20 protein-coding genes are annotated in these 22,800 nt (G+C 64.0%); 5 read left to right on the forward strand and 15 right to left on the reverse strand.

Annotated features, from left to right (window positions below):
• Positions 1–41 precede the first annotated feature (41 nt).
• Positions 42–1,064: a nucleotidyltransferase family protein gene (locus AC0NIH_RS01080; RefSeq protein ID WP_473466251.1), complete on the forward strand. Its 1,023-nt coding sequence runs from the start codon at positions 42–44 to the stop codon at positions 1,062–1,064.
• 9 nt (positions 1,065–1,073) lie between these two features.
• Here the strand turns inward: AC0NIH_RS01080 and AC0NIH_RS01085 are convergent, their stop codons facing one another.
• The 4 genes from AC0NIH_RS01085 to AC0NIH_RS01100 all read right to left on the reverse strand — a co-directional run bounded on the left by AC0NIH_RS01085 (position 1,074) and on the right by AC0NIH_RS01100 (position 4,079).
• A complete protein-coding gene (locus tag AC0NIH_RS01085) occupies positions 1,074–2,054 on the reverse strand; it encodes a serine kinase (RefSeq protein WP_473466336.1) in 981 nt (326 codons plus the stop codon).
• Positions 2,055–2,056: 2 nt separating this feature from the next.
• Positions 2,057–2,491, reverse strand: coding sequence for a lasso peptide biosynthesis B2 protein (locus AC0NIH_RS01090; RefSeq protein ID WP_224687766.1), 435 nt, complete (start codon positions 2,489–2,491; stop codon positions 2,057–2,059).
• A 33-nt stretch (positions 2,492–2,524) separates the two neighbouring features.
• Complete coding sequence (locus tag AC0NIH_RS01095; RefSeq protein ID WP_023767531.1) at positions 2,525–2,809, reverse strand: PqqD family protein; 285 nt, start codon at positions 2,807–2,809, stop codon at positions 2,525–2,527.
• 439 nt (positions 2,810–3,248) lie between these two features.
• Positions 3,249–4,079, reverse strand: coding sequence for a DUF2259 domain-containing protein (locus AC0NIH_RS01100; protein WP_473466249.1), 831 nt, complete (start codon positions 4,077–4,079; stop codon positions 3,249–3,251).
• Positions 4,080–4,234: 155 nt separating this feature from the next.
• On the opposite strand from AC0NIH_RS01100, the gene AC0NIH_RS01105 reads away from it, so the two are divergent.
• Together AC0NIH_RS01105 and AC0NIH_RS01110 are read left to right on the forward strand one after the other, a co-directional pair.
• The gene (locus AC0NIH_RS01105) at positions 4,235–6,142 is read left to right on the forward strand and encodes a propionyl-CoA synthetase (RefSeq protein WP_473466247.1); all 1,908 of its coding nucleotides are present in this window, start codon (positions 4,235–4,237) and stop codon (positions 6,140–6,142) included.
• Positions 6,143–6,276: 134 nt separating this feature from the next.
• A complete protein-coding gene (locus tag AC0NIH_RS01110; protein WP_473466246.1) occupies positions 6,277–7,359 on the forward strand; it encodes an acyltransferase family protein in 1,083 nt (360 codons plus the stop codon).
• A 193-nt stretch (positions 7,360–7,552) separates the two neighbouring features.
• On the opposite strand, the gene AC0NIH_RS01115 is transcribed toward AC0NIH_RS01110, so the two are convergent.
• From AC0NIH_RS01115 to AC0NIH_RS01145, 7 genes are all read right to left on the reverse strand, one after another.
• Positions 7,553–7,804, reverse strand: coding sequence for a hypothetical protein (locus AC0NIH_RS01115; RefSeq protein WP_224687771.1), 252 nt, complete (start codon positions 7,802–7,804; stop codon positions 7,553–7,555).
• A 9-nt stretch (positions 7,805–7,813) separates the two neighbouring features.
• On the reverse strand, positions 7,814–10,204 hold the full coding sequence (locus AC0NIH_RS01120) for a polysaccharide biosynthesis tyrosine autokinase (RefSeq protein WP_224687772.1): 2,391 nt from the start codon (positions 10,202–10,204) through the stop codon (positions 7,814–7,816).
• A 235-nt stretch (positions 10,205–10,439) separates the two neighbouring features.
• A complete protein-coding gene (locus tag AC0NIH_RS01125) occupies positions 10,440–11,336 on the reverse strand; it encodes a UTP--glucose-1-phosphate uridylyltransferase (protein WP_473466244.1) in 897 nt (298 codons plus the stop codon).
• Positions 11,337–11,410: 74 nt separating this feature from the next.
• Positions 11,411–12,379: a glycosyltransferase family 2 protein gene (locus AC0NIH_RS01130; protein ID WP_473466243.1), complete on the reverse strand. Its 969-nt coding sequence runs from the start codon at positions 12,377–12,379 to the stop codon at positions 11,411–11,413.
• Positions 12,369–13,319: a glycosyltransferase family 2 protein gene (locus tag AC0NIH_RS01135; RefSeq protein ID WP_023775835.1), complete on the reverse strand. Its 951-nt coding sequence runs from the start codon at positions 13,317–13,319 to the stop codon at positions 12,369–12,371. The genes AC0NIH_RS01130 and AC0NIH_RS01135 overlap by 11 nt, the downstream gene beginning before the upstream one ends.
• Entirely contained in the window at positions 13,319–14,308 is a 990-nt protein-coding gene (locus AC0NIH_RS01140) for a glycosyltransferase family 2 protein (protein WP_473466241.1), read from the reverse strand. The genes AC0NIH_RS01135 and AC0NIH_RS01140 overlap by 1 nt, the downstream gene beginning before the upstream one ends.
• 15 nt (positions 14,309–14,323) lie before the next feature.
• Positions 14,324–15,496: a glycosyltransferase family protein gene (locus AC0NIH_RS01145; RefSeq protein ID WP_473466240.1), complete on the reverse strand. Its 1,173-nt coding sequence runs from the start codon at positions 15,494–15,496 to the stop codon at positions 14,324–14,326.
• Positions 15,497–15,680: 184 nt separating this feature from the next.
• On the opposite strand from AC0NIH_RS01145, the gene AC0NIH_RS01150 reads away from it, so the two are divergent.
• Both AC0NIH_RS01150 and AC0NIH_RS01155 read left to right on the forward strand, forming a co-directional pair.
• Entirely contained in the window at positions 15,681–17,177 is a 1,497-nt protein-coding gene (locus AC0NIH_RS01150; RefSeq protein WP_352702564.1) for a lipopolysaccharide biosynthesis protein, read from the forward strand.
• Between the two features lie 54 nt (positions 17,178–17,231).
• A complete protein-coding gene (locus AC0NIH_RS01155) occupies positions 17,232–18,254 on the forward strand; it encodes a phosphoribosyltransferase family protein (protein WP_473466239.1) in 1,023 nt (340 codons plus the stop codon).
• A 54-nt stretch (positions 18,255–18,308) separates the two neighbouring features.
• On the opposite strand, the gene AC0NIH_RS01160 is transcribed toward AC0NIH_RS01155, so the two are convergent.
• From AC0NIH_RS01160 to AC0NIH_RS01175, 4 genes are all read right to left on the reverse strand, one after another.
• Positions 18,309–19,388 carry a glycosyltransferase gene (locus AC0NIH_RS01160; RefSeq protein ID WP_473466237.1) on the reverse strand — a complete coding sequence of 360 codons (1,080 nt, stop codon included), beginning with the start codon at positions 19,386–19,388 and terminating at the stop codon, positions 18,309–18,311.
• 66 nt (positions 19,389–19,454) lie between these two features.
• Complete coding sequence (locus AC0NIH_RS01165) at positions 19,455–19,904, reverse strand: hypothetical protein (protein WP_023767515.1); 450 nt, start codon at positions 19,902–19,904, stop codon at positions 19,455–19,457.
• Positions 19,905–19,917: 13 nt separating this feature from the next.
• Positions 19,918–21,360 (reverse strand): GMC oxidoreductase, encoded by a 1,443-nt coding sequence (locus AC0NIH_RS01170; RefSeq protein WP_224687780.1) that lies wholly within the window; start codon positions 21,358–21,360, stop codon positions 19,918–19,920.
• A gap of 76 nt (positions 21,361–21,436) precedes the next feature.
• Entirely contained in the window at positions 21,437–22,768 is a 1,332-nt protein-coding gene (locus tag AC0NIH_RS01175) for a UDP-glucose dehydrogenase family protein (protein ID WP_023767513.1), read from the reverse strand.
• Between the last annotated feature and the right edge of the window lie 32 nt (positions 22,769–22,800).

Consider the following 22,800-nt stretch of genomic DNA (forward strand, 5'->3'; position numbering starts at 1 on the left):
TCTGCAACCATCCTGGGCCGTCCACTTGGCGCCCGGGGCTGATGCTGCCATTCCTCAACTCCGCCGAAGAAAAACTGCTGCTGCGCTTCGCCGATCCGGAGGCCGCGGCAGTCGAGGACGATTTGTCGGCAGAGGCTTTGTCGGCACTGCTCGACAACGCGGAGTTTCATGGCGTTCTGCCGATCATGCTGCGCAAGCTCCATGAACGTGGCAACGCGCATCTGACATCGGATGCGAACGTGCAGAGCAAACTTCACGAACTGCGCCAGAAAGCGCCGATCGCCACCGGCCAATCGATGCTGCTGAATTACCATGGCGGCCGCATCATGAAGGAGCTCACCGCCGAGGGCATTCCGGCACGGATCGTCAAGGGCCCGGTCTTTGCGGGAAAGCTCTATCGCCACGTCACCGACAGGCCGTTCACCGACATCGACATCCTCGTCGAGCCGGCCAACCTTGCACGGGCAAACCGGGCGATCGCTTCATGCGGCTTCGAGCTTGGCAGCAATGAAGCCGAATCCTACCAGCTGCAGGAATTCAAATGGCTGGAAAAGGGGAATTCGAGCCTGCTGGTGGAACTGCATGGCGACCTCGTGCACGACACGGGCATGCGCCGACGCCTGTCGCTCGGCTTCCGCGAATTGCGCGCCATCGACGGCGATGCTACCAACACGCCGGCAGCCCTGCTGACGATCGCCATCGTGCATGCCGCCGGCGGCCACAAATTTCATCGGCTGCAGCTTTGCGTCGATGTGCTGCAAGGCGTGCGGGCACTGCAGTCCCCCGAAGCGGAAGCCAGACTGCTCGACGCGGCCCGCATGACCGGCATCGAACTCGAACTGGCGATCGTGCTCAATGTGACCGGCGAGCTGTTCGGCGAGCGCCGTGCGCTTGAACTCGCCGGCCGCATCAAGCCCGATCTTTCGATAAGGCTGGCCAAACGGCTGATCACCACGAACACCCTGCTCAGGGTCAATTCCAGGGAAAAGATCGGCTCACGCCTGCGGCGTGATGCCTTCCGCTGGATCCAGCGGCTGGCCAAGGCCAGGCCATACCCAGCCTGAAGCTCCGGCTCAGTCCTGCCTGGCCAATGTGGCATTTATCAGCGCCGCGGCGTCGGCCGGGTGGGCACCGACTTCCAGCGTGAAGGTCGGCACCGACGAGACCAGCTTGCCGATCGTCGCCAGCCGGCGTTTCTGCAGCGGCAGCAGGCCGGTCATGCCGGTGCGGACGTTGTCCATCGCCAGCGCCACCATCGCGTCGGTGCGGGCCATGGCGACGAGCCGCGTCTGACTGTCGGCGGAGCGCGCCAGGTGCAGGAGGGCGGCCACGGGTCGGGCCACCGGGCTTTCGATCCGCACGATCTCGCTCAACCGCTCCAGCGAGACGGCCTGTTCGCCATTGCGGTCCCAGGAGGGGCCAAGGCATGGCGCCACCTGCGGGATCATTTCGGCGGTTATCTGGTGGATCTTGACGTGCCGCGGCAGACCCCAAGCCACAGGCTTGCCCGAAGTCAGATCCAGGATCATGGCGTCGTCGGAACAGAGGCCAAAGCCTTGCGTCGCCAGCGCCAGCGACGTGGTGGTCTTGCCGGTGCCGCTCGGCGCATGGATCAGCACGAGGGCATCACGGCCCGGCAATGTCAGGCCAGCCGTATGCAGCATATGCTGGCCGCCGGCGTCGAGGGCGGCGTCCAGCACCAGCATCGATGGCGTCCAGGCGGCTTTCGTGCCGGGCCGAACCCGGAGTTTGGCCCAAGCCTCCTCGTCATTGATGGCTACGGTCTGGCGACCGGGAAAGACGAGGTGGATCGTGGCGCCATCGGCGATCATCCGGCAGTGGCCGTCCTCCGGTATCTCGCCGTCGAAGACGAGCGAACCGCCGGGGGTCTCGTGCAGAACGTCCGCCTCGGTGATATCCAGACGAAAGCCCGGCTCGACGGGATCCGTGATGCGCAGGACGCCCAGCATCCTGTCGAAATCCTCCCATAGGTCGGGGCGTTCGGCCGATATGCCGAGGATCTGGCCGTTGAGGCCATAGCAGGCAGAGCGCATGGTCAAGCGGGGCGCACCTTTGTGGGGTCGGCATGGTGACGATAGATCTCCACCATGCCCGGAAGGCGATCGCTGACCACCGGCCTGCCATCAAGACAAACCCAGCAATGCGCCGACAGATGCGGTGCCTGCAGCGACTTCGGATCAACGCCGAAGCGCAGCTCCGGATCGAAACCGGCGAGACGCAGGAAGCGATGGCCGAGCAGCCCCTCGCGCAGGCATCTGCGGTCGCGCATCAGCCAGGGATGGCGGACGGTGCGGTTGACTCTGGCGACGATGTAGGCAGCCGGCAGACCGCGATAGGGTGTCGACGAGGCCAGCGGCGCCCATTTCAGCACCTGCTCGAAGCTGCGGTTTGCGATGAGGACCGGCATCAGCCGCGCGCTTGCCCAGAGATGGCATCGAAACAGGGCACGCAGGAGCGGACCGTCGGCCATCACGCACCTAGCTCCATCACGCACCTACCTCCATCACGCACCGGAGGCGGCAAGGATGCCTTCCGAGATCAGTTCGGTGGCCAGCGCCGCCATGTCTTCATCCAGCGTGCCCTTGTCGACCTCGAACTCCTCGCAAAGCAGGCCGACGATCTGATCGAGACTGCGCGCGCCGTCCACCTTGTCGAGAAAGGCTTCGGTCGTGCCGTTGCATGTATAGAGCTGGCCGCTGCGCGCCAGAAGCACGACGGCACCGTCGCCGACATGCTGGACCGAAGCGTCGTCGGCCAGCCGCAGAACCGTTCCAGAGGCAATTTCCATAACCAACCCCACCAAGCCATAAGAACCCCGAAATGAGATAGCGCGGCGGTGGAGCGCTGTCTATCGGCCGGCGGGGGATGGGCTCGTGCGCCTTGCGTCCGCGACAGATCCCGTGCCGGCTGCAAAATGCCTCCACCACCTGTCCAGCCGAAATCATCCCAGAAATGGTCGTCGGCGCGACGCCGCAGACAAGGGAGTTGGCCGACGGGGCCGTTGCTTTTCTTCCCCAGAGTAAGGTAAGGACTCCCGGGGTTTTGGGGAGATAGCGTATGCGTTACAACTGGGAGCGGGCTCCGACGACTTTCGAACGTCATCGAAAAGCGATGGCAGCGGCCATTTTGATCTTCGGCGGCGTAGGCCTCATGCTTGTGGCCCTGCCGATCTAGCGCAATCGGCATTTGTCCAATGAATTCTGGTGTAAGGTGCTACCCACCGATCTTCAGCGAGGCTGCCCGGTCACGGCAATGAAACGGCGGTCGCGCCCTTCAAAGCCCTGACTGAAGCGCTGCACGAGCACAACGATCACCGCCGGTTTGCCGACAGGGGTGAATTCATAGGATTCCGACAGGCTGTAGGAGGTCGGGCAGTTCCTCGACCCGGGCACGGCCTTGTCTTCGTGCAGGGTCTTGAACGGCTTGCCGTCCTGGCCTTGCAAGGTCAGCCGGAAGCCGAGCGCCTTGCCTGGTTTGTCGCCTTGTAGCGCCTGGTCACCCTGCTGGATGTCATTGAAACTCGCTGAGCAATCGATCGCACTGTCGGCCAGGATCTCATCGAGCCGGATGGTTGAAACCTCGGTCTCGTCATAGAGCGGCGAAAGCCATTTCTGCGACGCCTGCTCAAGACGCGAAATGTCGTTGTAGCCGACGATCTCGCCGGGAAAGGTGAACCTGTCGGACGCTGTTTGCGTGCCCCGCGATGCAATGGCGTACTTCGCCAGGATCGGCGCCGCCTTGGCAGCCGCTTGCGCCCTGGCCTGTTTCAGGGTCAGTGTCGACTCCTCGGTTTCGTCGACGACGAGAATGGGCTTGCCGCCAACGAACTGATCGGTGCGGGTGTCGATGATGTCGATCTCCGAGTAGCCTGAATCCGACGCGCCGGCGTCGAGCGTTCCATACTGCTCGAAGGCGAAATAGGCGCCATCGGCCGAGAAGCCGATGATGCGCCGTGCCGCGGCATCCCCGGCGCGGGCGACACCGGCCGAGACAACGATCGCCGTACCGACCGCCAGCGTAACCAGCGGCCAGCCCGCGATCGACCACCAATGGCGCATTCGTTCGCATCCTCCCCGCCGATACGGCAGTTCACGACACCGCGCCTCCCTGGTCAAGCCAGGGAACGTCTCAGACGAAAATCAGGGAAGACAGCGCCGGAAAAAACAGCATAGGCTGTATGCAAAGACGGCAAATCGTTCCTGGGGAGGTACGGATGGCTTCACGCTATCACGAGGTCTATGAGGGTTGGAGACGCGATCCGGAAAAATTCTGGGCGGACGCGGCCGGCGCCATCGACTGGTATTCGCCTTGGGACAAGGTGTTCGATGCCAGCGCAGGCGTCTACGGCCGCTGGTTCACCGGCGCGACCTGCAACACGTGCTACAACGCCATCGACCGGCATGTCGCCGGCGGGCGCGCCGACCAGATCGCGCTGATCCACGACAGCGCCATCACCGGAACGGTGAAAAAATTCACCTATGCCGAGCTGAAGCGCGAAGTGGTTGCGCTGACCTCGGTGCTGAAGAACCGTGGCGTCGGCAAGGGCGACCGCGTCATCATCTACATGCCGATGGTGGCGGAGGCGGCCATCGCCATGCTCGCCTGCGCCCGGATCGGCGCGGTGCATTCGGTCGTGTTCGGCGGCTTTGCCTCGCATGAATTGGCGACCCGCATCGACGACGCCAGGCCCAAACTGATCATATCGGCCTCTTGCGGGCTGGAGCCGGGCCGCATCGTCGCCTACAAGCCGCTGCTCGACAAGGCGATCGAGATGTCCCGCCACAAGCCGGACGCCTGCCTGATCCTGCAGCGCGACCAGTTGCGTTGCGAACTGAAGGACCATTTCGATATCGACTATGCCGATGCCGTTGCCCGCGAGCGGGCGGCCGGCGCCAATGTCGACTGCGTGGCGGTGCTCGCCACCGACCCGCTCTACATCATCTACACGTCCGGCACGACCGGCCAACCCAAGGGCATCGTGCGCGACAATGGCGGCCACATGGTCGCACTGAAATGGACGATGGAAAACGAGTTCGGCGTCAAGCCGGGCGAAGTGTTCTGGGCGGCATCCGATGTCGGCTGGGTCGTCGGCCATTCCTACATCGTCTACGGACCGCTGCTGCATGGCTGCACCAGCATCCTGTTCGAAGGCAAGCCGATCGGCACGCCCGATGCCGGCACCTATTGGCGGGTGATCGCGGAACACGGCGTGGTGGCGCTGTTCACCGCGCCGACCGCCTTTCGGGCGATCAAGGGCCAGGATCCCAAGGGCGAGTTCGTTGCCAAATACGACCTCTCCAAATTCCGCACGCTGTTCCTCGCGGGCGAGCGCGCCGACCCCGAAACCATCAAATGGGCGGAGCAAAAGCTCAACGTGCCGGTGGTCGACCATTGGTGGCAGACCGAGACCGGCTCGCCAATGACGATGAACCCGGCAGGCCTCGGGCTGCTGCCGGTGAAATACGGCTCGCCCGGCGTGCCGATGCCCGGCTATGACATACGCGTGCTCGACGATGCCGGCCACGAGGTGGCGCGCGGCACGCTGGGCAATGTGGTGGTCAAGCTGCCGCTGCCGGCGGGCTGCCTGCCGACACTGTGGCACGCCGACCAGCGGTTCCGCCAAGCCTATCTCGACGAATTCCCCGGCTTCTACAAGACGGCCGATGCCGGCATGATCGACGAGGACGGCTATCTCTATGTCATGGCCCGCACCGACGACATCATCAATGTCGCCGGCCACAGGCTATCGACCGGCGCCATGGAAGAGGTGCTGGCCGCCCATCCCGATGTCGCCGAATGCGCTGTCGTCGGCATTGCCGACGCGATGAAGGGCCAAATTCCGCTCGGCTTCGTGGTGCTGAATGCCGGTGTCGCGCGGGATGGCGGCACCATCGAGAAGGAGGTCGTCGCGCTGGTGCGCGAGCGCATCGGCCCGGTCGCCGCCTTCAAGACCGTGGTAACGATCAAGCGCTTGCCCAAGACGCGGTCAGGCAAGATCCTGCGCGGCACAATGCAGAAGATCGCCGACAAGGAGGAATGGACCATGCCGGCGACCATCGACGACCCGGTCATCCTCGACGAGATCGCCGCCGCCATGAAGGAGCGCGGGATCGGGGTCTGAGGCCGCCGGCCGGGAGCGATCCCGCGCAGCCTTGCTTGCCAACAAGCCTATGCCGATCGGCAAGCAATACTTTTATTGTGCAATGCAGCAACCCTCCCTACAGTGGCAAATGGGGGGCCATCCGGCGGTTCGGTATGGCTCAGCAGAAAATTACATTTGGCGGCGTCGACATCCTGCGGTTTCTCGCCGCCGTGCTGGTCATGGTCTACCACTATGGCTTCTGGGTGTGGGCCTATCCCGACGGCATCTCGGCGCAGGCCACGGGCGGCGTTCCCCAGCAGCCGGCAATAGGCGCCTGGGTCGAGTCCGGCTGGGTCGGCGTCGAGATATTCTTCGTCATCAGCGGCTTCGTCATCGCCTTCAGCGCGGAGAATTCGACGCCGCTGCGGTTCTTCGAGGCAAGGGTCAAAAGGCTGGCGCCGGCGGTCTGGATCTGCGCGCCGATCACCGCCGTGCTGCTGCTCGCCATCGGCCTGAGCTGGCCAACCGATGCGGTGGTCAGGCTGGTCCGCACCGGCCTGTTCGCGCCTTATGGCCCGTGGGTGGACAGCGTCTACTGGACGCTCGGCATCGAGATCGCCTTCTACGCCATCGTCTGGGTGCTGCTGCGGCTCGGCCGCTTCCACCTTATGGAGGCGGTCGCCGTCGCCATCGGCCTTGTCAGCACGCTGTTCTGGTGCCTCTACTACCCGCTCGGCTGGTCCGACTTCGCCGAAACGCGCTGGCTGCAGCTCGTCCTGGTGCATCATGGCTGCTTCTTCGCGGTCGGCGTGCTGCTCTGGCTGATGCGGTTCAAGGCGCTGACGCCGTCGCGCCTTGGCTTCTGCCTGCTGTTCCTTGGCGGCGGCGTGCTGCAGATCGCCAGTTCGGTCGACGTTCACAGCATCAAGGTCGGGGCCGTGATGCCCTATGCGCCACCGATCCTGATCTTCCTTGTCGCCATCGCCCTGATGGCGCTGTCGCTGCGGCTTCAGCTCTCCTGGAGTGGCTGGCGCCGCATCGGCCTGATGACCTATCCGCTCTATCTGATCCACGATGTCATCGGCGCGGCGATGCTTGGCGCCATGGTGCGCGCCGGATTGCCCTATCTCCTGTCGATGGCGGCGGTCGCCGCGACCATGATCGCGGCAAGCTGGCTGGTGGCGACCGAGGCGGAGCCGCGTGTGAGGCTGCTGCTCGACCACACTGTTTTCCGCTACCGGATCAGGGCCGCGTAGGCACCGGCACAACGGCGGGGCATAATGCTCGGCCCTGCCGCCACTGCTTAAGAAATCAATGATGGCGTCGGGCAGCGTCACTGGCAAAGCTTCGAATCCAAACGCAGCTTTGCGCTCACGCTCGCCCGCGCCCAGCATCGCTTCCGTCACGGACCGACGCACCCGCCGACGGCAGAACGCTATAAATTGATCGTCAACCCAGAATGGGATGAGCGCGCGGCTCTCCAGAAAGCCTTTGAAACCGGCCAGCAATCCGTCCGCGAAGGATCGCACCGGTCAGGGTTTTGAGGTCGAGATGGAAACCATCTTCGATTGATTGAAGGCGACGAGCTACCGTCGCGCCTCCCGCACGCTCCATCAACTTGCCGCCGACGAGTTCCTTCGCTTGTCCACCAAAACGTTCCTGGCATACTCGATGCTCGGCGAACATGCTGGCTTCAAGCAATGGCCTACCTCAGACCCGCGCCTTGCTGCGCACTTCCGACTTGTCGAGATAGTAGGCCGAGTACTTGTCGAAGAATTTTTCCGACGCCCCGAACGATCCGTATTTGGCCAGCTTCTTCAGGTCGACCTTGTTCAGCACCGCGCCGACGATCTTGTTGGCGACATAGGGTTCGGATTCCAGCATCGATCGCACCATGGCGCGCGGCGTGCGGCCCCATTCGGTGACCAGCACGAAGCCATCGACAAGCGGCGCGAAGGCCTTGGCATCGACCACCGGCCCGAGCGGGGGCAGGTCGACGACGATGTATTCGAAGGTCTCCTTGGCGTTCTCGATGAAGCGCCGCATTCCCGCCGAGGAGAGCAGCTCGCTAGTGTGCGAGAAATGCCCGCGCGATACGGCCGGGATGATCGCCAGCTTGGTCTGCCGGTCGATCTTGCCGACGGACTGCCAGGTCTGGCCATTCACCACCGCTTCCATCAAGCCCTGCTCGGCCTCCATGCCGAGGCTGCGGCTGAGGCCCGGATTGCGCAGATCCCCGTCGACCAGCAATGTCTTGGCGCCATTGGCGGCAAGAAGCCCGGCGAGATTGGCCGCGACCGTCGACTTGCCTTCGCCGGGAAGCACCGAGATGACGCCGATGACGCGGCTGCCTTGCCCTTCCATCACGACATCGAACGCGATCTTGGCGCTGCGCAGCGTTTCGGAGAACATCGATGCCGGAGCATCGATGCTCACCCGCATGCGCGCGCGCCTTTCGATGGCGGCCGGCGATCTGGCGACCTTGGCATCCAATTGACCGTCGACCGCCTTGTCCTCCTTGGCGACGGCCTTGCTGCCGATGGTCGGCAGGTAGCCGAGGAACTTGAGGCCGACGCGGTCGCGCACTTCCTCGCCGGTCCGGAAGAACCGCTCGTTGAATTCGTTGAGACCGCCGAAACCGGCGCCCATCAGCATGCCGAGCACGAGCGAAAGTCCAAGCACGATGATGGTGCGTGGGCTCGAGGCGGAGAGCGGCGTCGACGCGTCCGAGATGATGCGGATCTTGCCGACCGGGAAGGATTGCTGCTGCGCGGCTTCCTCGTAACGGCCAAGAAAGGTCTGGTAGAGCGTCGAGAGCGCCGTCGCCTTCTGGTCGAGGTCGCGCAGTTTGACCTGCGACTGGTTGTCGATGGAACTCTTGCCCTGTGCTGCCGCGACGTTGGCCCTGAGCGCGGTCTCGCGCGCCTGCGCAACCTCATATTCGTTGCGATAGTTTTGGGTCAGCTGCTTCAGCTCGCCGAAGATCTGCGCCGAGATGTCGGCCTTTTCCTTGGCGAGCGCCACCGCTTGCGGGTGCTGGGCGCCGAAATTCGCCTCGACATCCTGCTGCCGCTTGGAGACCGCGAGATAGCGGGTCTTGAGTGCCGAGATGAGCGCACCGCTTGGCTGGTCGGACGATATGGCGGCATCCTTGAAGGCGTTTTCGGAGCCGCTGTCGACGATCGACTTGTACTGCTGGTAGCGGGCGCTGGCGCGCGCCGTGTCGGCCTGGGCCACGATGAGCTGGGCGTTGAGGTCGGCGAGTTGCTTGTCGCTCATCAACTGGCCATCGCTGTTGGCCGACAGGCCGTGCTCGGCCCTGAATTTTTCGACCGCGAGCGATGCCTGTTGCGAACTTTCGCGCAGTTCCGTCAGCCGGCCCTGCAGCCAAACCGCCGCGCGCTCGGTGGCGTCGAAGCTGGCATCGAGCTGATCGGCAAGATAGGCGTCGGCATAGGCCTTGGTGATCGCGGTCGCCAGCCCCGGATCCGTCGCCTGGTAGCCAAGCGCGATGACGTAGCTTCGCCCGACACGGTCCGCCTGGATTTCATTCTGCAGCTTGAGGATTGCATAGTCGCGCCGCGACGTGGCAATCAGCGCATCGCGAGCGGCGGGGGAGAGCTGGCTGACGTCGCCGACGCCCGGCATGACCGGGCTGGGGCGGACATACTGGATCAGCCCGCGGATGAGGCCGACGCCCTGGGCAAGCGCCGACTGGGGCGGGTTCATGAACGCATCGTTCTGGTCCAGCTTGAGCTTGTCGACGACCACCGCGGCAAGCCGTGTCGAGGTCAGGATCTCGATCTGGCTCAGAATGGCGCTATCGGTCTGCATGGTTGTGGACGCCGCCGAAATGTCGTCGACGATCTTGTTCAGACCCTCGTCGATCAGCACGCTGGCGACCGACACATATTTGGGCGGCGTGGTCTGGATATAGAGCAAGCCCAAAAAAAGGCCGATGACGGCACACACGGCGACCACCTTGGCCTGCCGTGCGGCCATGCCAAGCAGCCGCTCGATGTCGATGAAGTCTTCGCCGTCTCCTGCATCCGAATTCGGCAATGGCATCCTCTTGTCGAGAGGAAAGTTGGCATAATTCATCGTCGGTCCAATTCCAGAGCCTGTTCCATCCCGATCATTGGGCTGGGCTCTATCTCTCTGTTTGAGCATGATCTTTTCCGAAAACCGGAACCCACATTCCGGGATCATGCCTTGGCTGTCAGGCGCCTCGAAGATCGGAAGCATCGCCCACAGGCAACGCAAGCTTCATGCCAGACGGCGGGGGCCTGTCGGCCCTCGCCGCCGGACATCCGGCAATACTCCCGAAAGATGGGCATTATGCGGCTTCTTCCTGACGTTCATGCGACTGGACGAACTCCTGAAGCATCTCGAAGACCGGGCCCTTCATGTCGTCTCGCGCCAGAGCGAAGGCGATGTTGGCCTGGATGAAGCCTTCCTTGGAACCGCAATCGAACATGCGGCCGAGGAAAGGCTGGGCGAAGAACGGCTGATCCTTCGACAGCCGGACCATGGCGTCCGTCAGCTGGATCTCGTTGCCGGCGCCGCGCTGCTGATTGCCCAGAAGCGCGAAGATCTCGGGCTGCAGGATGTAGCGGCCGTTGATGTAGAAGTTCGACGGCGCGGTGGCCGGGGCCGGCTTCTCGACCATGGCCGAGACCTCGAAACCGCCGCCGATGTCGGCACCGCGGCCGACGATGCCATATTTGTTGGTCTCGCTCGGATCGCAGCGCTCGACGGCGATGACGTTGCCGCCGGTGCGCTCATAAAGGTCGACCGTTTCGGCGAGACATCCGCGGCGACCGAAGGAAACCATGTCGGGCAAAAGCAGGGCGAAGGGCTCGTTGCCGATGACCTCGCGGGCGCACCAGACGGCATGGCCGAGGCCCTGCGGCGACTGCTGGCGGATGAAGGAGGTGGCGCCGGCCACGGGAAGCATGCTTTCGAGCGCCTCCAGCTGGGTCTTCTTGCCGGTCTGCTCCAGAGTTCCGATCAATTCCGGATGCAGGTCGAAATAGTCCTCGATGACCGCCTTGTTGCGGCCGGTCACGAACACGATGTGCTCGATGCCGGCCTCGAAGGCCTCGTCCACCGCATATTGCACGACCGGCCTGTCGACCACCGGCAGCATTTCCTTCGGCATCGACTTGGTCGCCGGCAGGAACCGTGTTCCAAGCCCCGCCACCGGTATCACGGCCTTCCTGATTTTCTTCATCGCAAATTCCTTCTGAGGAGATCGACTTCAGTCCATTCACAGGCCACGAGAAATCCCTTCATGTGCCTGCATCTTCACCTCCCCACCCCCACGGCAAACTGTGCCGCTACTCTTCGCAACCGCACGGCGATCGGCATGCCCATATGCCTGACCGCCGCCGGGTCACTGAGCGCCGTCCGGATCGCCTTGAACGGGGACCGCGCCTTGATGTGCTGGACCATCGCCAGGAAGGAGGCCGCCTTGCGCAAGCTGCGGCCGCGCCGGGCGAAGGCGGCCAGGGCCGCCTCATCCATCCGATGGGTTTGAGCGAATTTGGCATCCGCCTCGCGCATCGCCTCGACATGGTGAAGCTCGAGCACACGCGAGATGGAGCCGCTGAGAATGTGGTAGGCATAGCCGATATCAGGCTCGACCACGCATCTGCCGCCCTTGGCCAGGGCGTCGGCAAACAGGATGTAATCCTCGCCGATCCTCAGTTTCTCGTCATAGCGAAGCCGGTTTTCATCCAGGAACCGGCGCTGGAAGATCGGCTTGAGGTAGCCGAGGTTGAACTTCGATTCGAAAACGACGTTGCCGGCGATGTAGGTGGCCAGCGAAATCTCGCCCAGGCGCTCCAGATACTGCCGCGGGAACATCGCGTCCTCGACGACACCGTCCTCGCGGACGACCTGGAGATTGTCGACGGCGATCTGGGCATCCGCCCTCTCGGCGCGGGCAATCATGGCTGCCATGCGGCCTGGAAAGACCGCGTCGTCGGAATCCAGCACCGCGACCCACCTGCCGCGGGCGACGTCGAGCCCGGCATTCCTGGCCCCGCCGGGACCCCTGTTTTGCGGGAGCGCAACGACGCGCACGATGTCCTGCGGATACGCCCTTGCCACATCGAGCGTCGCGTCGCGCGACCTGTCGTCGACGACGATGATTTCGACGCTGACACCCTTCTGGGCGATGGCGCTGGCGATCGCCCGGTCGAGCGTTGCCTCGGCATTGTAGGCGGCAATGATGAAGGAGACATCGGGGACGGAGGAAACGTCAGGCTGCACGCTTGCCTCCTTCCCGTGGCGAGGGCTGGCCGTAGAGGCGGATCTCTCGAATGCCGACGAGACCGCTGACGACCCCGACATGCATAATGCCGCGCAGCACGCTTCGGTTCCGGCGCACCGGGCTGGCGACGACGGGAAGCGCCGCGGCGAAGCAATAAAGCGCCTTTACCGAAGCCAGGCCGATCTGTTTGACCAGGCCGATGCCACCGGCGTTGTGGCCCAGGAGGTGGCCGTGCGTCTGGCCGACCCGGAAGCGCCGGCGGCCCAGCCAGTCGAACGCAGCCCTGGTTCGCGGCACCACCTCGTTTACCCAGGCGTCTGGGGAAAAAGCGATACGGCCTCCCGCCTTGTGCATCTGGTCGAAGTACTCGGTGTCCTCGCCGCCGGTCTGGCCGCGCGCCAGGCTGAAGCGACGGCCGCGCAGGCTGTCCGCTCCCACGCGCAGCAGCACGTTGCAGGTGTAGCCGGTGCGGATCTCGCCCTGCACCCAAACGGGCAAGGTGGAGTGAAAATCGCCGCGCCGCATCCAGTCCGGCGCATCCGGGCGGTAAAGCGCCCGCACCGGGCCGAGCACGGCGGCGGCACCGCTCGTTTCAGCCGTCGTGACCAGTTCCGCGAGCCAGCGGGCAGTCGCCGTCTCGTCATCGTCGATGAAGGCGAGAAAATCCGCCTCGCTGGCGTCGAGGCAAGCGTTGCGGGCGATCGAGATGTTGCGCGCCGGGCAATGACGATAGCGGACCGGCACCGCCAGTTCCCGCGACAGCGCCATCACCAATTCCCTGGCGCTCGGCGTGTCGTCATTGTCGGCGACGATGATGCCGACATCGAAACCCCCGGGCATATCCATGGCGGCAAGCGAGCGCAGCGTGTCGGCCAGTTCCGGCCGCCGGAACGTGCACACGCCAATGTCGATGCTGCGGTTCTTGGCCTGAACAGCCATCAAGCCACCCCGCGCCGCGAGCCGAGGCCGAGAAGCTGCAGCCAGAAACCGACGGACCAGCCGAGATGCATGACCATCGCCGAGACCCCGGCCAGCGCGACATCGGCCTTGCGTTGGCGAATGGCCGCCACCAGGCCATAACCCAGGCACACCGACGCCCAAACCAGCAGCGGCACCGCCGCGATCCAGTGCACGAACGAGAAGGCCGCGAGAAGAACCACCGGGAAGACCGCCAGCGGCACCATCTGCCGGACCTTCGGGATGACACGGTGCTTCAGCACGTTCTTGGCGCGGCCGCGGCCATAGCCGAGATACTGGAAATAGAGACCCTTCAGCGAGGTGCGCGGGTAGTAGACCATCTGCGTCCTGCCGCTCATCCAGATCTTGTAGCCGGCTTGCCGCAGCCGGTAGTCGAGTTCGGCGTCCTCATTGTGGCTGAATGTCTCGTCATAGCCGCCGACAGCGCCGAAGGCCGAAATCCGCATCAGCGCATGGTGGCCATGGTCGATCCACTCTCCGGCGGAGAGGTGGCGGTGCTTGGAACCGCCGGTGCCGAGTTTTGAATTTTGCGCCGCCGCCGCCGCCATCTGCACGGGGCCGCTGCCGCTGGTCAGCATGGAAACCACCACCGAATCAGCGCCCGTGGCCAGTGCCTCCTCGACCAGCCGGTCGCAATAATCGTCGGGATAGCCGCCATGAGCGTCGATCCGGATCAGATACTGGGCACCCTCGCCGTAAGTGCCGACGGCGAGATTGATCGCCGCGCTCTGTATGCGCCGCTGGTTGTGCAGCAGGATGACGCGCGCATCCCTGGCGGCGACATCCTCGACGATGGCCAGCGTGCCATCGGTGCTGCCGCCATCGGCAACGACAATCCTGGCGCCCAGCCTTTCGGCCGAGGGCCGCAACTGGTCGAGCAGCGCGCCGATATGGGCCGCCTCGTTCAGGCAGGGGATCACGATCAGGCTGGAAGGAAGCGCTTGCGTCATCGGGCGAGGTCCATCCTATGCCAGGGCTTCGGCCGCGAGGGGTTCGCGCACGATGGTCAGGCGGCGCAGTTTTTCGACCAGTGCCCTGCAGTCGCTGCGATCGTAGCTCCACATCCTCGGATTTTGGGACAGCACGCGGGCTTTCAGCCTGTCGAAGCGGTGCTCCTCCATCTTGCCGAGGGCGCTTTCGAGCGCATCGGGCGTGGCTTGCGGCAAAAGGATACCGATGTCTTGCTGGCTGAGGAATCGTCCCGTTTCGGTATGGCCCATCGAAATCGGCACCGCGCCGAAGCGGCAGCCTTCATAGAGGCGGTTGGGCAGCAGCCATTCCGAATTCTGCCCCTCTTCGAAGAAATCGATCGCCCAGGAGAAATGGACGTCCTGGTAGATCGACGCCATGTCCTCCGGATTGCGGTAAGGCCCGCGAAACGACAGATACGGTTCGGCTTCGACGAAGGCATGGAAATCCGGGAATTCGGACAGAGCCGGGCGGCCGCGCAGCACGACCTCGAAGCGTCCGTCCATACGGCGCGTGAAATCGGCCAGCAGTTCGAGCGAGCGGCGGCAGCGCAGCGCTCCGAACCAGCCGATTCGCCATGGCGGCGCGGCAGGCGTTTCCGCCACCTGGTGTGCGCCGGGCAAAATCGCCGCCGTCTCGAAATACTTGTTTTCGACCAGTTCGACAGGTGCGGCGACCTGGCGGAAGGGCTTGAAGTAATTGGCGATGAAGGCCGGCGAACTGGTCACCAGCAGCTTCACGTCCCGCGCCAGATGGCGCTCCGTGGCGCGCAACGCCTTGCCCAGGACATCGTTGCGAAGCACCAGGCGATGGATGTCGAGGCATTCATAGACGATCGGGACCGTGGCACCGAAGGCCGATCTGGCACGGCCGGCAAGCGCCAGCATTTCCAGGTTGCGCGCGATGATCAGATCGGGTCTCGGCGTGCCGCTCAGCTTCGCCCGAAGAGAAACCGCCGCTTTCGCCACCGCTGCCAGGCGCTGGGCGAATCGGCCGTCGCGCGTCGCGCCAAGGTCGATTGGCCGCAATCCTTCGATGTCGGCGATCGGGGTCGTGGTGCGGCGGAAACCCGCCAAAGTGACCCGGGCGCCGCCTGTCCGGAGCATCGTGATCCGTCGGCGGACCGCCGGATCGGAAACATCGTGCACCAGGTACAAGACATGCAGCATGAAAACTCGACCGCTGTTTGACCCACCCAAGGGAATGCTAGTACAGCTCTTGCTGCATCGCAACATTTTTGGCGCGGAGATGGACATTTTCTGTTGCACTGCAAAATTATTGCCGTAGTTTGGGGTCGGCGGCGGTTGTGGATTTCGGGCTCCGGAATCCGCGCAAAGATCAGGAATCCTGAATTTGGAAGCCAATCCATTCGACCCGCCAGAAGGCTCGTTGCGCAAATCGGTCGGCCGTGGCGCGGTCGTGACCGCCATGTCGCAATCGGTGCGGGTCGCGACACAGATCATATCCGTCATCGTGCTGTCGCGGCTCCTGTCGCCGCAGGATTTCGGCGTCGTGGCGATGTGCGCGCCGGTGCTGGCCTTCATCGCACTGTTCCAGGATTTCGGCCTGACCCAGGCGACGATCCAGAAGTCGGGCATCCGGCATGAGGAGGTGAACTACCTCTTCTGGATCAACGTCGCCGTCAGCGCCATCCTGGCCTGCGTGCTCGCGGGCGCCGCACCGCTGGTCGCCGCCTTCTACGGCGAGCCGCGCGTGACTGGCCTGGTTGCCGCCCTCGGCCTGCAGATCATGGCCTATGGGCTCGGCGCCCAGCATCTGGCGCTTCTGACGCGGCGCATGCAGTTCGGACGCCTGGCGATCATCGATGTCGCCAGCGCCGTCGCGGGTCTGGCGGTATCGATCGCCTGGACCTTCATCGACCGCTCCTACTGGGCGCTGTTTGCCGGCACGCTGACCGGCGCCGTGCTGCCGACGCTGTGCTATTGGGCAAGCTCACGCTGGCGGCCGGGCCTGCCGCGCAAGGTCGCCGGCATCGGCGAACTGATCAATTTCGGCGCCGGCATCACCGGCTTCAACTTCGCCAATTTCTTCGCCCGCAACCTCGACAACGTGCTGATCGGCAAATACTGGGGCGAGGCCCAGCTCGGCCTTTACGACCGCGCCTACAAGCTGCTTTTGTTCCCGCTCAGCCAGATCACCAATCCGCTGTCCAAGGTCATGGTGCCGGCGCTCTCCAGGCTGAAGGACGAACCCGACCGCTACCGCAGCGCCTATCTGCGCGTCATGCCGCTGATCCTTTTGGTGGCGCTGCCCGGCGTCGCCTTCGCCACCGCGATGTCTGACGTGCTGATCCCCTTCGTGCTCGGCGAGCAGTGGCGGGCGAGCGCCTCGATCTTCCTGGCGCTCGGCTTTGCCGGCCTGCTGCAGCCGCTCAACAACCCGGCGGGATGGCTTTTCGTCAGCCAGGGCCGCTCCGGCGACTTCATGCGCTGGGGCATCATCACGGCGGTGACGTCGGTGCTCGCCTTCGCGCTCGGCCTGCCCTACGGCGCGCTCGGCGTGGCTATCGCCTATGCGGCCAGCGAATATCTGCGCACGCCGTTCCTGTGGCTCTATGTCGGCAGGAGCGGGCCGTTGCGGGCCAGCCATGTGCTGCGCGCGGCAACGCCCTTCGTACTCGGCGCGCATCTGGCGCTGGCGGCGGTCTGGCTGGCCAAGCCGCTGCTGCCGCAGCAGCCTGTCGTTGCCCTGGCCGGCGGCGCCATCCTCGCCTACGCCATCACCATCGTCGTCGCCCTGGCGTTCGCAGCCGGTCGCGAGGCCTTGCGCGAAGCCGTGAAAATGCTGCCGGCAAGGCCGCCAGCGGCGGCGCCACGCCAAGCGCAATAATTTCGGCGCTTTCGACCGCTATCTCCATATCCACCCAAGCATCAGGTCCGATCCATGCACTACCGTTCGATCTCCGACATGAACGACGCCATCGTCAGCAACCTTCACCGGCTGCCGCGCGACATCGACCTGGTGGTCGGCGTTCCAAGAAGCGGCGTGCTGGCGGCGACGCTGGTCAGCCTTGCGGCGAACATTCCTATGACCGATCTGGATTCCTTTCTGGACGGCCGCGTCTACACGTCGGGCATCACCAAGCGCCGCGCCGCGCTCGACCGCAAGGTCTCGGACATGCGCAAGGTGCTGGTGATCGACGACAGCGTTTCCGGCGGCAATGCCATGCGCGACGCCCGCGCCCGTATTCAGGCCGCCGGCATCGAGGCGGACTACACCTTTGCCGCCGTGTTCGGCCTGCAACCACAGCATCAGGAGACGGATATCGTCTTGGAGGTGGTGCCGCATCCGCGCATGTTCCAGTGGAACTTCATGCACCACAAATTCCTGGCGCAATGCTGCGTCGACATAGACGGGGTTCTGTGCCTCGACCCGACGGAAGCGGAAAACGACGACGGGCCGGCCTACGAGAAATTCCTCAGCGAGGCACGGCCGCTTCATGCCCCGACCCACAGGATCGGCTGGCTGGTCACCAGCCGGCTGGAGAAATACCGCGCGCTGACCGAGGCATGGCTGGCGAAGAACGGTATTCAGTACGACCAGTTGATCATGCTCGATCTGCCGAGCAAGGCAGAGCGGCAACGGCTTGGCGCGCATGGCAGTTTCAAGGCCGATTTCTATCGCAAATCCGACGCCATGCTGTTCATCGAAAGCGAGCATGCGCAGGCGCTGAAGATCACGGAGCTGTCAGGCAAGCCGGTATTGTGCGTCGAAACGCACATTGTGAGCTTTCCCGATACGCTGTCGCTGCCGGCGCTCGGCCAGGCGGCGCGCAACCTGCCGGCGAGGCTGCGGCAGGTCAATTCGCAGGAAGGCCGCAAGGGCGTCGCCAAGGCCCTCGCCCGCGCCCTGCTTGGCGCCCGCGGCTACGAGACGCTGAAGAGCCGGGTCAAGCGTCCGGCCTGACCGGCATCGCCATCTGGTGCGCGGCGGAGTGCCTTTTCAGGCGGCCTAATTTAGTCAGGCGGCTTGGAGCGCGCGCTGCTGGATCGCCTTGTCCAATATCGAAAAGAAGGTGACGAACTGGCGATCGGGATCGAGTTCCGGGCGCGCCGCGAAACTGCGCGCGAGACTGGAGACCCGCTCATATTCCTGGTTGTCGTTCCACAACCGCCTGACGGCCGCGACCCAGTCGACGAGCGGAGAGTCGTAGTCGAGCACCACGCCGCCAGGTCCGATCGCCTCAGGCAGGCCGCCGCGCCGCGAGCCGACGACCGGGATGCCGCTGCAATGGGCCTCCGAGGCGACGCGACCCCAGGCCTCTTCCCATTTGCTGGGCGCCAGCAGGATTCGGGTGCGGCCATAGACCGTCTTCATGTCGCTGGTGCGGCTCTCCAGCGTGACGTTGCCGAGCGGCGCGATCGTCTCTTCGATGCGCACCCGATGGTCATCATCCAGCTTCCAGCTTTCGACGAACAGGAAAGGGATTTCGGGGCAAGCGCCGGCAAGACGCACCGCAAGCTCGAACCCCTTTTCCTCATAGGGGTTGATCAGGGTCACGAACTGGCCCGTCGTCGGCGTGCTGTAGTGCGTCGGGTTGATGGTTGGCGGGATCACCGTCGTCTCGATGCCGAACTCCCTGCGGTAGGTGCGCGCGGTGAATTCGGAATTGGCGATGTAGAGCGCGGAGCGCAATTCGCGCAGGTCGCCGCCCAGCTCGTGGAACTCGACATTGCGGAGATAGACGACCAGCGGCACCCCCTTGGCCTGCAGCGCCTTGCCGATCGGCACCGACTTGTGACACTGGACCACCGCCACATCCGGCTTCATCCGGTCGACGGCAAAGCTTGCCGCCTCCCAGGGGAACCAGGCCCGGACCACCGGGTAGCCGGGGAAGCTGTCGACGACGGCGGGCTGGCGCAAGAGCTTCATCTTGGCGCGCGCCTTGAAGCCAAAGACGCCGTCGCCGAACAGTGCGGCAAGCACCGAGGCCTCGTGCCCGTTCTCGATCAGCTGTTCAGCCAGATGATGCGTGCTCGACTGGACGCCACCGCTGAATTCGGGGGTGTAGCCATTGCCGCCTGCAAAAAGGACTTTCATGGGATCGGCTCCTTGTCGCATTTCGTATTTCGTTCCGAGGCAACCGACGGCGCCTCGCATTCGACGTCATGCAAGCTTCGGTGGCTCCAGGTTCGCGAACGGATTGGTGCAGGATTGCCAGCCGGTAAACCGGATCGGATCGTCAGGCGAACTGCGCCATGCGTAGTCTGTCAGCATATGGAATTCGGCGACGACCCAGCGGTCGAAATGTGTCAGATCTTCCCGCTTCTCCTGGGGCAGCAGGCGGCGGACGGCACCCAATTTGAGCTCCTCGACCAGCGTGACCGCGTCACTGAGCTTCGAACTCGGGAATATCCACGGGTTGCGGTTGCGAAACTCCAGCGCGAACTGCTGCAGATGTTCGATGCGCATGTTCAGCCGGCCGAGGTATTTCTCGAGCGTGACACGAACCAGGTCCTCGTCGGAGAACGAGGAGACGGCGGCATAGGCGACACCTGTCGACACCACGCCCCCGGCCATGATTGCCAGCGCCGAACGTCGTGATACTTCAATCATCTGATCGCTCCTCTCACGCGATCCGGCCCGCCGCCCGCAAGGACAGCGCCGCCGCGGTCAGGCTCGGGTTGGCGCAGGAACAGCTCGGATAGGTGCTGGTGCCGACGACAACCAGGTTCCGCAGCCGGTGATGGATCATGCCGCTATCGACAACCGAATCGGCCGGGCCGGTGCCCATCCTCAACGTGCCCTGGACATGCGATTCGGTCGGCCGGATGCCGCGGTCGAAGAGCCCTTCGACGGGCAGCGGGGCAAGCAGCCCCGGCAATTTCTCCAGCGCCCGCGCCATGCCCTTGACCGCATAATCCGACGGTGCCTTGAAGCTTACGAAGGCATTGTCGTCCTCGTCGAGCGTGACGAAATTCTCGTGATCGAGCAGGTTCTCGGTGACCACGACAAGTGGCAGCGCCTGCCGCAGCCGCCCCTTTTCGGCGCGCATCCCGTGCTGCCAGCGGTTCTCGAAATAGACCAGCGCCGCCGCGTGCTCGGATCGGTGCGGGCCATCATAGAGGCCGAAATTCAGGCCGGTGGTGATAGTGCTGCCGTCGAAATTGTCGACGCCGTCGAGATAGACCTCGAAGTTCCAGCCATAGGATTCGTGCAGGCCGCGCCCGACGAATTCGTCTCCGAGGCCGGATCGAAGCATGATCGCCGCACTCTGGATGGCATTGGCGCCGAGAATGAAAAGGTCGCCGCTGACCTGGTATTCCTTGCCGTCCTGAACGAAGGTCACCGAACGGACCGTGCCGCCGACATGGTCGAGCCGGCGCACCTCGGAGCCGAGGCAGACCGAAATGTCGGGATGCTCGAAGACATGCATCAGGCCGTTGTTGGCGGTGAACTTGGCGTCGACCGGGCACAGCCAGCAGCGCAAATTGGCGCAGCACGAGGTGCGTTGCGACGTCGGCACCCGGGCGCGGGCGGTGGGCATGACGAAGTGCTGGCCGGGCTGGGCCGCCTTCATCATCTTGTCCGGCGTCGACATGCGATGCGGCGGCTGCGGAAACGGCTTCGAACGCGGCAGCATCGCCGCCATGTCTGGATCACCCGAGATCGACATGATGTCTTCGGCGTCGCAATAGAACGGCTCGACGTCGTCATAGCTGATCGGCCAGTCGTTGCCGATGCCGTAGGTGCTTTTCAGCCTGAAGTCGTTGGGATGGAACCTTGGCGTCTGCGCGAACCAGCAGTTGGTGCCGCCACCCAGCCCGATGGTGTAGTTCCACGGCTTGTCCGAGTTGGTCTTGTAGGTCGTCTCGTCATCGATGTCGGTGTTGGCGTTCTGATTGAGCTGCCACTCATGAGTGTTGTGGCGGCCCCATTCCAGCACCAGGATGCGTGCCTTGCGGCGCTTGGCGAACTCATGCAGGAAGAAGGCCGAACCGAAGCCGGAACCGATCGCGACAAGATCGAAATGGTCCTTGGTGATTTGCTCCGGCTTTACGTCCAGCACCATCAGCTGTTCATCCTTTCCGCGTCCGTCGCGTTCGTCATGGCCATCCCATCCGTTTCGGGCTTGCCGGTGCCCGCTCTCACGCCGCCATTCTGCCGATCGAGTGATATTCGATGCCGTGGCGCGCGATGACCTTGGGGTCATAGAGGTTGCGGCCGTCGAAAATGACCGGCGTGGTCAGCGCATCCTTGACCGCGTCGAAGGACGGCGCGCGAAAACTCTTCCATTCGGTCGCGATCAAGAGCGCATCGGCGCCGCGCAGTGCCGCCTCCTTGGTACCGCACAAAAGCAAATCATCGCGCAGCCCGTAGATGGCCTGGCATTCCTGCATCGCTTCCGGGTCGTAGGCCTGCACGCTGGCGCCGGCCTGCCACAGCGCTTCCATCAACGTGCGGGCCGGCGCCTCGCGCATGTCGTCGGTGTTGGGCTTGAAGGCCAGGCCCCACAAGGCAAAGGTCTTGCCCTTGAGATTGCCCTTGAAGTAGCGGTTCACCTTGTCGAACAGCACGGACTTCTGATCGTTGTTGCGCTCCTCGACGGCGCGCAGCAGCTTGGCGTCGAACTTGACGCCTTCGGCGGTCTTGATCAGGGCGCGGACGTCCTTGGGGAAACACGAGCCGCCATAGCCGAGGCCCGGATAGATGAAGTGGTAGCCGATGCGCGGATCGCTGCCGATGCCCTTGCGCACCTCCTCGATGTCGGCGCCCAGCTGCTCGGCCAGATTGGCCATCTCGTTCATGAAGCTGATCTTGGTCGCCAGCATGCAGTTGGCGGCGTATTTCGTGAATTCGGCGCTGCGCACGTCCATCACGATCATCTTCTCGTGGTTGCGGTTGAACGGTGCGTAGAGCTCGCGCATCACCGCCTCGGTGGCCTCGCTATTGGTGCCGACGATGATGCGGTCGGGCTTCATGCAGTCGGCGACGGCGGAGCCCTCCTTGAGGAATTCCGGGTTGGAAGCGACGTCGAACGCCAGGTCCTCGCGGCCCCTTTTCTTCAGCGTCTCGGCGATCCTGGCCTTGACCTTTTCGCAGGTGCCGACCGGCACCGTCGATTTGCCGACGACGATCTTGGGCGTCTCCATTTCACGGCCGATGGTCTCGGCGACCGCCAGCACATATTTGAGGTCGGCCGAGCCATCCTCGCCGGGCGGCGTGCCGACCGCGATCATCTGGATTTCACCATGCCTGACGGCGGCGGCGGCATCGGTGGTGAATTTGATGCGGCCGGCTGCGTGGTTTTCCTTGACGATGCTTTCGAGGCCCGGCTCGAAGATCGGGACCAGGCCCTGGTTGAGCCGCTCGACCTTGTTTGCGTCGACGTCGACGCAAACCACCTGGTGCCCGACCTCGGCAAGCACCGCCGCCTGCACCAGGCCGACATAGCCAATTCCAAACACCGTCAAATTCATTCGGTTTCATTCCTGTCCATGGCGGCGGACTG

It is taken from the genome of Mesorhizobium sp. WSM1386 (assembly GCF_055901595.1).

Excerpts from the sequence above, each read along its gene's own strand:
- AC0NIH_RS01140 (WP_473466241.1), bottom strand. The coding sequence starts at position 14,308 with ATGACGCAAGCGCTTCCTTCCAGCCTGATCGTGATCCCCTGCCTGAAC.
- AC0NIH_RS01175 (WP_023767513.1), bottom strand. The coding sequence starts at position 22,768 with ATGAATTTGACGGTGTTTGGAATTGGCTATGTCGGCCTGGTGCAGGCG.
- AC0NIH_RS01105 (WP_473466247.1), top strand. The coding sequence starts at position 4,235 with ATGGCTTCACGCTATCACGAGGTCTATGAGGGTTGGAGACGCGATCCG.
- AC0NIH_RS01145 (WP_473466240.1), bottom strand. The coding sequence starts at position 15,496 with ATGCTGCATGTCTTGTACCTGGTGCACGATGTTTCCGATCCGGCGGTC.
- AC0NIH_RS01090 (WP_224687766.1), bottom strand. The coding sequence starts at position 2,491 with ATGGCCGACGGTCCGCTCCTGCGTGCCCTGTTTCGATGCCATCTCTGG.
- AC0NIH_RS01110 (WP_473466246.1), top strand. The coding sequence starts at position 6,277 with ATGGCTCAGCAGAAAATTACATTTGGCGGCGTCGACATCCTGCGGTTT.
- AC0NIH_RS01125 (WP_473466244.1), bottom strand. The coding sequence starts at position 11,336 with ATGAAGAAAATCAGGAAGGCCGTGATACCGGTGGCGGGGCTTGGAACA.
- AC0NIH_RS01155 (WP_473466239.1), top strand. The coding sequence starts at position 17,232 with ATGCACTACCGTTCGATCTCCGACATGAACGACGCCATCGTCAGCAAC.
- AC0NIH_RS01085 (WP_473466336.1), bottom strand. The coding sequence starts at position 2,054 with ATGCGCTCTGCCTGCTATGGCCTCAACGGCCAGATCCTCGGCATATCG.
- AC0NIH_RS01170 (WP_224687780.1), bottom strand. The coding sequence starts at position 21,360 with ATGGTGCTGGACGTAAAGCCGGAGCAAATCACCAAGGACCATTTCGAT.
- AC0NIH_RS01080 (WP_473466251.1), top strand. The coding sequence starts at position 42 with ATGCTGCCATTCCTCAACTCCGCCGAAGAAAAACTGCTGCTGCGCTTC.
- AC0NIH_RS01135 (WP_023775835.1), bottom strand. The coding sequence starts at position 13,319 with ATGGCTGTTCAGGCCAAGAACCGCAGCATCGACATTGGCGTGTGCACG.
- AC0NIH_RS01165 (WP_023767515.1), bottom strand. The coding sequence starts at position 19,904 with ATGATTGAAGTATCACGACGTTCGGCGCTGGCAATCATGGCCGGGGGC.
- AC0NIH_RS01120 (WP_224687772.1), bottom strand. The coding sequence starts at position 10,204 with ATGAATTATGCCAACTTTCCTCTCGACAAGAGGATGCCATTGCCGAAT.
- AC0NIH_RS01095 (WP_023767531.1), bottom strand. The coding sequence starts at position 2,809 with ATGGAAATTGCCTCTGGAACGGTTCTGCGGCTGGCCGACGACGCTTCG.
- AC0NIH_RS01100 (WP_473466249.1), bottom strand. The coding sequence starts at position 4,079 with ATGCGCCATTGGTGGTCGATCGCGGGCTGGCCGCTGGTTACGCTGGCG.
- AC0NIH_RS01160 (WP_473466237.1), bottom strand. The coding sequence starts at position 19,388 with ATGAAAGTCCTTTTTGCAGGCGGCAATGGCTACACCCCCGAATTCAGC.